The 8,778-nt window shown below is 68.6% G+C and carries 6 protein-coding genes; all 6 read left to right on the top strand.

The genetic code is table 11. The features are described 5' to 3' along the window. Positions 1-449: 449 nt before the first annotated feature. Positions 450-770: a hypothetical protein gene (locus ACFWGJ_RS38010; RefSeq protein WP_387333528.1), complete on the top strand. Its 321-nt coding sequence runs from the start codon at positions 450-452 to the stop codon at positions 768-770. A gap of 839 nt (positions 771-1,609) precedes the next feature. Continuing rightward, on the top strand, positions 1,610-1,867 hold the full coding sequence (locus ACFWGJ_RS38005) for a plasmid mobilization protein (RefSeq protein ID WP_387333527.1): 258 nt from the start codon (positions 1,610-1,612) through the stop codon (positions 1,865-1,867). Then, entirely contained in the window at positions 1,864-2,238 is a 375-nt protein-coding gene (locus ACFWGJ_RS38000; protein WP_387333526.1) for a fic family toxin-antitoxin system, toxin component, read from the top strand. The genes ACFWGJ_RS38005 and ACFWGJ_RS38000 overlap by 4 nt, the downstream gene beginning before the upstream one ends. A gap of 1,101 nt (positions 2,239-3,339) precedes the next feature. Next, positions 3,340-5,388 carry an ATP-binding protein gene (locus ACFWGJ_RS37995; RefSeq protein WP_387333525.1) on the top strand — a complete coding sequence of 683 codons (2,049 nt, stop codon included), beginning with the start codon at positions 3,340-3,342 and terminating at the stop codon, positions 5,386-5,388. Between the two features lie 296 nt (positions 5,389-5,684). Continuing rightward, positions 5,685-6,398, top strand: coding sequence for an ABC transporter ATP-binding protein (locus ACFWGJ_RS37990; protein WP_387333529.1), 714 nt, complete (start codon positions 5,685-5,687; stop codon positions 6,396-6,398). Then, the gene (locus ACFWGJ_RS37985) at positions 6,395-8,725 is read left to right on the top strand and encodes an FtsX-like permease family protein (protein WP_387333524.1); all 2,331 of its coding nucleotides are present in this window, start codon (positions 6,395-6,397) and stop codon (positions 8,723-8,725) included. Before ACFWGJ_RS37990 ends, ACFWGJ_RS37985 begins: the two co-directional genes overlap by 4 nt. Positions 8,726-8,778: the final 53 nt, after the last annotated feature.

Genomic DNA, 8,778 nt, shown 5'->3' with positions numbered 1-8,778 from the left:
CTGCAAGACCTCCTGCGGTGCTGGACCGGCACCTGCACCACCTGCGGCCAGCTACTCAAAGCCAACAGACGCAGAACTTAACGAAGCACTACTAGTTCCAGGGTGGCCGTGATTGCGAAAACCCGCATGAAGGTCGAATACGAACCTATGGAGGGTTCGTGAAAGGGGCGGGTCCTCAGCGGACCGAATCCCAACGCCGCAGGTGGGTGTGCGATCCCGCCGGGCGATTGGTAACAGGGGCTGATTCCGCGTCGGCCTCTGCGACAGACGAGTGCCCTCAACGGACCGGGTCCCGGCGGCGTAGGTGGGTGTGCGATCCCACCGGCGGGCTCGTGATGGAGCCCGCCGGTCCCTTCGTGAAGGAGCCCGACCCTCCGCCGGCCGAGCGACTCCACAACCCGCCGAACCACTTCCCCCCACCGAGGCAGGGTGCTCCCTTCAGCGCAGGGATGCACCAGCCGGGCGACCACCGGACGATGGGCCTTGCTGAGAGCATCAGCTATGGGCACGTCGCTGGCGACTTCCTGCAGGGAGACGTCGTGACGGGCTTCGCGAGGGGTGCGGCCCTTGAAACCGCACACAGGGGCGGTGTTGCTGCGGGGGCCGCCAAGACGGTCCTCTTCTATGTGAACCCCTTTTCGTTGATCGTCGCGGTGATCGACATGTTGTGCGACCGCCCGAATGCGCCGGAACCCACCAACCCGGAAGTCGTGCGCAACACCGCCATGAACACCGTGCTCGGGGCACTGTTCGGTCACCCCGGAGGGTGATACCGGGCCGCTCCGTTCGTAAGAGTCACCGGACACAAGCCCCCCTGGCGCTCAGATCCCCCAAGCTCCTGTCAGATCACGATCGCCGAGCCGGTACACGCAGGGGCACCTGGAGACAGCTCGCTGAGGCACTTTGACTCATCCAATGCCGCTCGCCGTTTCGCACTGAGCTTCGCGGCCCGGCGTCGGCTGTTGTCCACGAACGCTCCCATTTTGATCGGCTCGCCGTCCACGTCTTCGATGTGCTTGCGTGAGGTTCGTGGCTGTCCTTCGCGGACGTGGAGCTGTCGGGCGCCCGCGAGGTTGGTGTTCCACCGTTTGTCCTGCGAGCGCCGTACGGGCACCACGGCTTCGCTCTTTTTTTGGGGGGATGCCGAGGCTCTCCAGCAGGTACTGCTGCGCGGTGACTCACGTTCGGAGGTCCTCGCCCTGGACGATGGGCTCGCCCGCCCCGGCCGGGAAGGCACCGCCGGCCTTTGCGTGGGCGAGCGCCAACCTGTAGGCACGCTGCCATGCGGCCTCCCACGTCATCGGGCACCATCCGGGATCAACCTCCGCCAGAGCCCCCTGCCGGGCCTCTGACAGCTTCTCGACGTACGAGACGCCCGCTCTGGGCTGCGCGCCAGCGGCGTTCTCCGCCGCTTTCCTGGCCGCCACGCGCTGATTCTTGGTCCACACTCCGATCGCCCTCGACCCCGCCCCGCCGCCACCGTTGGCTCCATTTCTGCCCCACACGGCGCCGACGGCGGGAGGAAGTGCTTGTGTGCGGCCGAGTAGGAGCGGCGGCCTTCAGCCCCAACCGTCTGTAGCGGCGTGTACAGGGCGCTACAGTGGTGGCTATGGCGAAGAAGCAGATCAATGTACGCGTCGAGGAAGCGGTGTATGCGGGCATCGAGGAACGCGCGGCCGCGGTCGGCATGGAGGTCAACGAATACGCCCGCCAGCTGCTGGCCGATGAGGCCAACGACCTGCGCCACCGCTTCCTGACCGCGGCCGATCACTTCGCGGGCGAGTGGGCCGAGCACTTCGATGCCCGCTTCGGCGCCGATGACCAGGGCGCCGCCCCGTCCGCACGCAAGGACGGGCGCGCCGCGTGATCGTGCACATCGACCGGGCCTGGCTGCTGGACCTGGCCCACCGCAGCCTGCCCGCTGACCCCGAGGTCACCGACTTCGGCAGTCTGCAGGCCGCCGTCGCCCGCCACGCCGACAAGGTGCTGGACGTGTATGTCTACGCCGAACCCCATCATCGGGCCGCCGCCCTCATGCACCAACTGGTGCGCGTGCCCGCCCTGGAGGCACGGAACAAACTGTTCGCCGCAGTCGTGGCCGCCTCCTATCTCAGCGCCTCAGGGCTGTTCGTCACCGTCACCGCCAAGACCGCCGCCGACCTCGCCGAACGCATCGACCGTGACGCCCTCGACGTACGCAGCGCTGCTGCCGAGATCCGCTCCTGGACGCAGAACTGAGCGGCGGCGTATCCAAAGCGCGTCGGTGAACACTGCCTACAGGGCGGCGGCCAACGGCCGGTCGTGGCCGGGCCAGCCACCGCGCGGTCCGCTTCGCCGTGTGGGCAGTCGGACCGGTTGGCCAGGAATGGGTGTAGCAGCGGACGGCACCATGGGGCGCCGCGAGCGGCAAATTCTGGCGACAAACCCGCGACGGATCAGTCACGCTTGATCGGTGGCGGCATTTCTCTACGACCGGTTGGTCACAGGTTGCGAGTACGGGCAGCGGGTCCGGCGGCAGTGTCCCAGTGCTCTGCTGCCCGTTATCGCTGAAGCGTCGGCTCGTTGGCACAGAGACGCCTGGTGAAACAGCCCGTCACGCAAGTACGTGCCGTGGGCTCTCGCCGACGTTGCCCGCGCCAGCCTTGCGTATGGCAACGAGCACCGCGGCGACGGCAGCTGCACCGAGCGCGATCTGATGAGCATGCTGTCCACATACGCAGCCCTGACCGACGCCATGATCTGTGACAACGGCAGCGCCGAGTCCATCGTCAGCTGGGTGCTGCGCGTCGTGGGCTAGCAGTTCAGCTACCAGGACCACGGATTAGACGATCTGGCGCGGACAGCCGCCCTCTTCGACCAGACCGATCCCGTCCGCACCCCTGCATGCCTTTTCGACGGGTGGGACGAAGAACTCCTGGGCTGCTCTTTGTCCGACTACGTCGGCGTCACACGGCTCCTGCAAGTATCAGCCCTGCGCAATGAAGGCCGCTTCGACCTGCGCCGGTCGACGATCTGGAATCGCCCGCGGCGGTCGGCTGGCTCGCTCGCTGAGGGAGGGCGGTTGACACCGCTCATCACGTCGATAGACGGCGAGGGCCGAATGTGCGGACGCCGTGCGAGGCATCAGGCCTTCTGTGATCTCGCGTACCTTACATTCATGAAGGAACTCGCCCACTCAATCCGCGGTCAGGGGTGCGTTCCCCATGTCTCCCGCGGCGCCGGTGCTATGGTCCGTCCGCTACGGGTGATCGGTGTGGGACGTCAGGCGGATGCCGGAGAGACCGCCTTCTCGGCAAGGTCCCTCCCAGGCGCGCGCACTGCCGTCGGAGCAGGCGCGGCATGAGCGAGGCGAACAACGGCAGTAACGGCGAGCGGATGGCCGATCTGCTGGACATCGCTCACAACCGCAACTTCGTGGGCCGGGTCGAGGAGACGAATCTCTTCCGGACCGCTCTGCGCGGAGGGCCGGGAGAGCCTGTACTTCTCCTGGTGCACGGACCGGGCGGCATCGGCAAGACCACGTTCCTGCAGCACTGCGCGAGACTGAGCCGGGCCGCCGGCCGTCCTGTCGTATGGCTCGACTCCAGAAACATCGTCCCGCGGCCTGACGCGTTCGCGGAAGCCGCAGCGGAGGTGGCGACCCTCACGCGCCCGGTCCTGTTCGTGGACACCTGCGAGCGACTGCGGGATATGCAGGGCTGGCTGCGCGATTCGTACCTGCCCCGACTGCCCGGCGGCGCCCTGATCGTGCTCGCGGGCAGACTGCCTTTCGAACCCCAGTGGCAAGCTGGCCTCGGCTGGGGAGAGCTGGCGCGCACCATCCTCCTGCGTGACCTGGCGCCGGGCGACGCGATGGCGCTCCTGGAGAGGCGAGGGGTCGATCAGGACCGTCGTGCCCCACTGCACGCCTTCGCCGGCGGGCACCCTCTGGCGCTCCGACTGGCCGCCGCCGTGGCGTTGCGTGCGGAGTCGAACCACGACCCGGCCACCTGGGCACCGACACCGGAAGTGGTGGAGACGCTGCTGGCCGAGCTGATCGGCGAGGTGCCCAGCACGGCCCACAGGCGGGCACTGGAGATCTGCGCCTACGCACTGACCACGACCGAAGGACTTCTTGAAGCCGTACTGGGGGAGGAAGCCCCTCAGCTGTTCGCTTGGTTGCGGGTATTGCCGTTCATCGAAGCAGGCCCGGACGGCCTTTATCCGCACGACGTGGTGCGGGACATCCTGGAAAGGGATCTGCGTTGGCGCAATCCCGAGCAGTGCGCGGCCATGGACGGTGCCATCCGTTCCCACATGATCAAGCGAGCTCGCACCGTCACGGGCAGCGACGGGCTCCGTGCCGCGGCGGCGTTCAACCATCTGCAGTCGAAGACCGACTGGGTTGGCCGGTACCTCTCGGACCCGATGGAGCCGGACGTCTTCGAGGCGACGTACGCGCCTGCGGACAGGGACACCCTGCTGCGCATCACGGAACAGGTGGAGGGGGCGGAATCGGCGCTCCTGGTGGATCATTGGCTGCGGCGGCAGCCCGAGGGCTTCCACGTGCACCGGCGCAGCGGCACCGGTGAGCTGATCGGGTTTCTGGGCTGGCTGCGCCTGCACCCGGACGAGGATGCGGAGAACAGCCCTGACCCGGTCGTCGCGGCGGTGTGGGAACACGTCGCCCGACACGGCCCGCTGCGGCCCGGTGAACACGTGGCCGTAGCTAGATTCCTCATCAACTCCGAGGCGTATCAGCGACCTTCGCGTTCCTGGGATCTGCTGAACGCACGGACCGTCGCCGAGATCCTGCATGCCGAGAGATGCGGCTGGACGGCGACCGTCCTCGCGGATCCCGACTTCTGGCAGCCGCTGATGAATTATTGCGACCACCCCCGCTCATCGGCGGACGCCAAGGTCGGTGATCGCTCGTACGCCCTGTTCTGTCACGACTGGCGTGCCGTCAGGGTGGACGAGTGGTTGGAGAGGATCAAGGACCGCCTCCAGCCTGATCGGAGCCGGCCATCGGATGCCGGTGCGACACTCCTGGTGCTGTCCCGCGCCGACTTCGGCGACGCCGTACGCCACGCGTTGCGTTCCTGGCACGACGACAGTGAGTTCGCCGGCACCCCGCTCGTGCGAAGCAGACTGGTCGTGACCGGGAAGAGCGACGACCTGGTCAGGGAGCTTCGGGGTGTTCTGTCCTCCGCCGTCGATGCCCTGAGTCGAAACCCTCGCACGGCAGACGTGCACGCCGCCCTCAAGGTGACTTTCCTGGACCGCACCCGTACGCAGGAGGACGCCGCGCGGCGCCTGGCCGTGTCGTTCAGTACGTATCGGCGACACCTCGCCCGAGGGCTGGAACTGGTCTCGGAGCGGCTGTGGGAGCTTGAGACGCGAGCTTGACGCGGCCATGGATGCTGACCATGGAGCCCTTACCCGGGCGGGACGCATTCTGATTCTCCTCTGAAGGGCCCTGACGACAGCCCGCATTGGGGCTGCTTGCGCAGTCGGGTGCAGGTGCCCGGCCAGCTATACACACTATGTATACATAGTGTGTATAGTGCTCTTCATGATCGTAAGGGCTACCTCGCCGACCGACTCACCCACGACTGCGCCCTGGTCCCTATGGAGGCTGACATGCGCCGCATAGAACTGACGGCCTCGCGCCTCGCCGGACCCGGCCGGACGGTGGGCCGGTGATCACTGATCCACGCCACGGACTGCCGGACTCCGCGCCCGGTGTCCTCCTCGCCGCCCGTGATCTGCACAAGGCCTACGGCCCCACCCTTGCTCTCGCCGGTGCGGACTTCTCGATCCGTGCCGGCGAAGTGGTTGCCGTCATGGGGCCCTCCGGCTCCGGGAAGTCCACGCTCCTGCACTGCCTCGCCGGGATCGTCACGCCTGATTCCGGTTCCATCAGCTACCAGGGCCGCGAGCTCGCCACCATGAACGACGTCGGGCGCAGCAGACTGCGCCGCCACGACTTCGGCTTCGTCTTCCAGTTCGGGCAGCTTGTACCGGAGCTGACCTGCGTCCAGAACGTCGCCCTGCCTCTGCGTCTGAACGGGGCCGGCCGCAAGGGGGCCGAGGAACGGGCCCTTGCCTGGATGCGGCGCCTCGAAGTCGACGACCTCGCGCGCCGCCGGCCGGGCGAGGTGTCCGGCGGCCAGGGGCAACGCGTGGCCGTCGCTCGCTCCTTGGTCACCGGCCCCCGCGTCCTGTTCGCCGATGAACCCACTGGGGCCCTCGACTCCCACAACGGGGAGCGAGTCATGCAGCTGCTGACCGAGGCAGCGCGCTCCACCGATGCCGCCGTGGTCCTGGTCACTCACGAACCTCGCGTCGCCGCCTATGCCGACCGGCAACTGGTGGTGCTCGACGGTACGTCCCGCGCGGTGGAGCAGGCCGTATGAACATCCGTCTGTGGTCCCGAGACCTGTCCTTGGGTGCCCGGTTCGCCGTGACGGGCGGCCGGGAAGGGTGGACGAGGACCCTTCTCACCGCCCTCGGTGTCGCCCTCGGAGCGACGCTTCTGCTGCTGACCACCGCGATACCCAGCGCGGTGGACGCCAGGGACGAGCGCACCAGAGCGCGCGATGTCGGCGCCTCGGCCGAGCGCGCCGGTGACGACACCCTGCTGATCACCCAGGTCGACAGCACGTTCAGGGATCAGAACGTCACCGGGCGCCTGGTGCGTGCCGAGGGCGCGAAGGCACCCGTACCGCCGGGGCTCACCCGCCTTCCGGCCGCCGGGGAGATGATGGTCTCCCCGGCGCTCGCCGAGCTGCTCAAGTCGGCGGACGGCAGGAAGTTGTTGGCTCCGCGCCTGCCCTACGCCAAGGTCGGGACGGTCGCACCGGAGGGTTTGCTCGGACCCCGGGAGGTGGCGTACTGGGCCGGCAGCGACCAACTGAAGGCGGCCGAGGGGCCCGTCACGCGGATTCGTGGCTTCGGTGACCAGCAGCCGGACGCCGCATGGGATCCGGTTCTCCTGCTCCTCATCCTCATCGCGCTCATCGCCCTCCTGGCCCCGGTCGCCGTGTTCATCGCCGCGGCCGTGCGGGTCGGAGGAGAGCAGCGCGACCGTCGGCTCGCCGCGTTCCGGCTGGTGGGCGCGGAGATAGCGGTCACCCGGAGGATCGCGGCCGGCGAGGTGCTGGCCGGCAGCCTGCTGGGGCTGGCCCTCTCGGTCGGCTTGTTCGCCCTGGCGCGGGGGCTGGCCGGTGTACTGCCCTTCACGGAGACCGGCTTCCTCCCGAGCGACCTCACGCCCAGCCCGCTGCTGGCAGGCCTGGTGTGCGTGGCGGTGCCGGTGTCCGCCGTCCTGGTCACGCTGCTGGCCATGCGGGCGGTGCTGATCGAACCGCTGGGCGTTGTGCGCAAGGCCAGGCCGGCCCGGCGCAAGGTGTGGTGGCGGATCGCCCTGCCGGTGCTGGGAGCGCTCCTTCTGCTGCCGCTGGCGGGCGGCGGCAAGGGGGTGGAGTTCAATCAGTGGCAGGTCACCGCAGGAGTGGTGCTGCTCCTGCTGGGAGTCACCGTTCTGCTGCCGTGGGTGGTGGAGGCGGTGGTGCCACGCCTGCCGAAGGGCGGAGTGTCCTGGCAACTGGCGGTGCGACGGCTGGAGTTGAGCAGCGGCAACGCCGCACGATCCGTGAACGGCATCGCGGTCGCCGTGGCCGGGGCGATCGCCCTGCAGTGCCTCTTCGTGGGGATCGAGGGCTCGTACACCAAGGCCACCGGCGCCGACACCGAGCGGGCCCAGCAGCAGATCCTCGCCCCGTGGGCCGTGTCGAGCGCCGAGATGCGTACATACACCAAGTCCATGACCGACGCACGGGGAGTGCGGCGGGCCACCACGCTGGCGAGCGCCGAAGCGACTCTGGACAGGGACAACCCCGAGGCCTATGTCTCGCTGACGGTGGCCGACTGCATTGACCTCCGTCAGATCGCCACTCTCCGCACGTGCGAGGACGGCGATGTCTTCCTGCTCGGTGGGAAGGGTGACGAGGCTCGGGGTGACGGAACTCGTTGGCTGAAACCTGGCCGTGAGGTCTTCATCACCGTCCCCGACGTCGAGGACGAGCCCTCGAAACCTGTTGCCTGGAAGGTGCCCCAAGGAGCGGCCAAGGCCGCCTCCCGGCCCGACCCCAGCGGGGTCCGGCGGGACGGCCTCCTCGTGACGCCGGGTGCCCTGCCCTCCTTGCCGCCGGGCACCCTGAACCACAACGCGTTCGTGTCACTGGACGAGTCCGTGCCGGACGCGGTCGAGTACCTGCGCAACGCCGTGGGCCGCGCGGACCCCCGGCTGGTGCCGATGACCTTGCGTGCCGAACAGGTCAACGACCGTTTCGCCACCATCAAGCGGGCGCTCATCGCCGGTTCCTCCGCGGTTCTGCTCATGATCGGAGCCAGCCTCTGCGTCGCCCAGGCCGAGCAGTTGCGTGAACGCCGCCGCCTGCTGGCGGCCCTGCTCGCCTTCGGGACGCGACGGCGCACCCTGGCCCTGTCCGTCCTGTGGCAGACCGCCATTCCGATGGCGCTGGGACTGATACTGGCCGTGGGCACCGGAATCACCCTGGGCGCGGTGCTGCTGCGGATGGTCGAGCGTTCCGTACGAATCGACTGGACGGCCGTCGCGACCTTGTCGGGCGCCGGTGCCGCCGTCGTCCTCGCGGTCACCGTCGTGACGCTGCCGCTGCTCTGGCGCCTGATGCGTCCGGACGGCCTGCGCGCCGAGTAGGCGCGACACCCACCGGCACGGACAGGCACGCGCGGCGGAGAGGAGCCCCAGGC

Source organism: Streptomyces sp. NPDC060205 (genome assembly GCF_042728395.1).
Taxonomy (GTDB): domain Bacteria; phylum Actinomycetota; class Actinomycetes; order Streptomycetales; family Streptomycetaceae; genus Streptomyces.
This window is presented reverse-complemented; position numbering and strand designations above follow the sequence as displayed.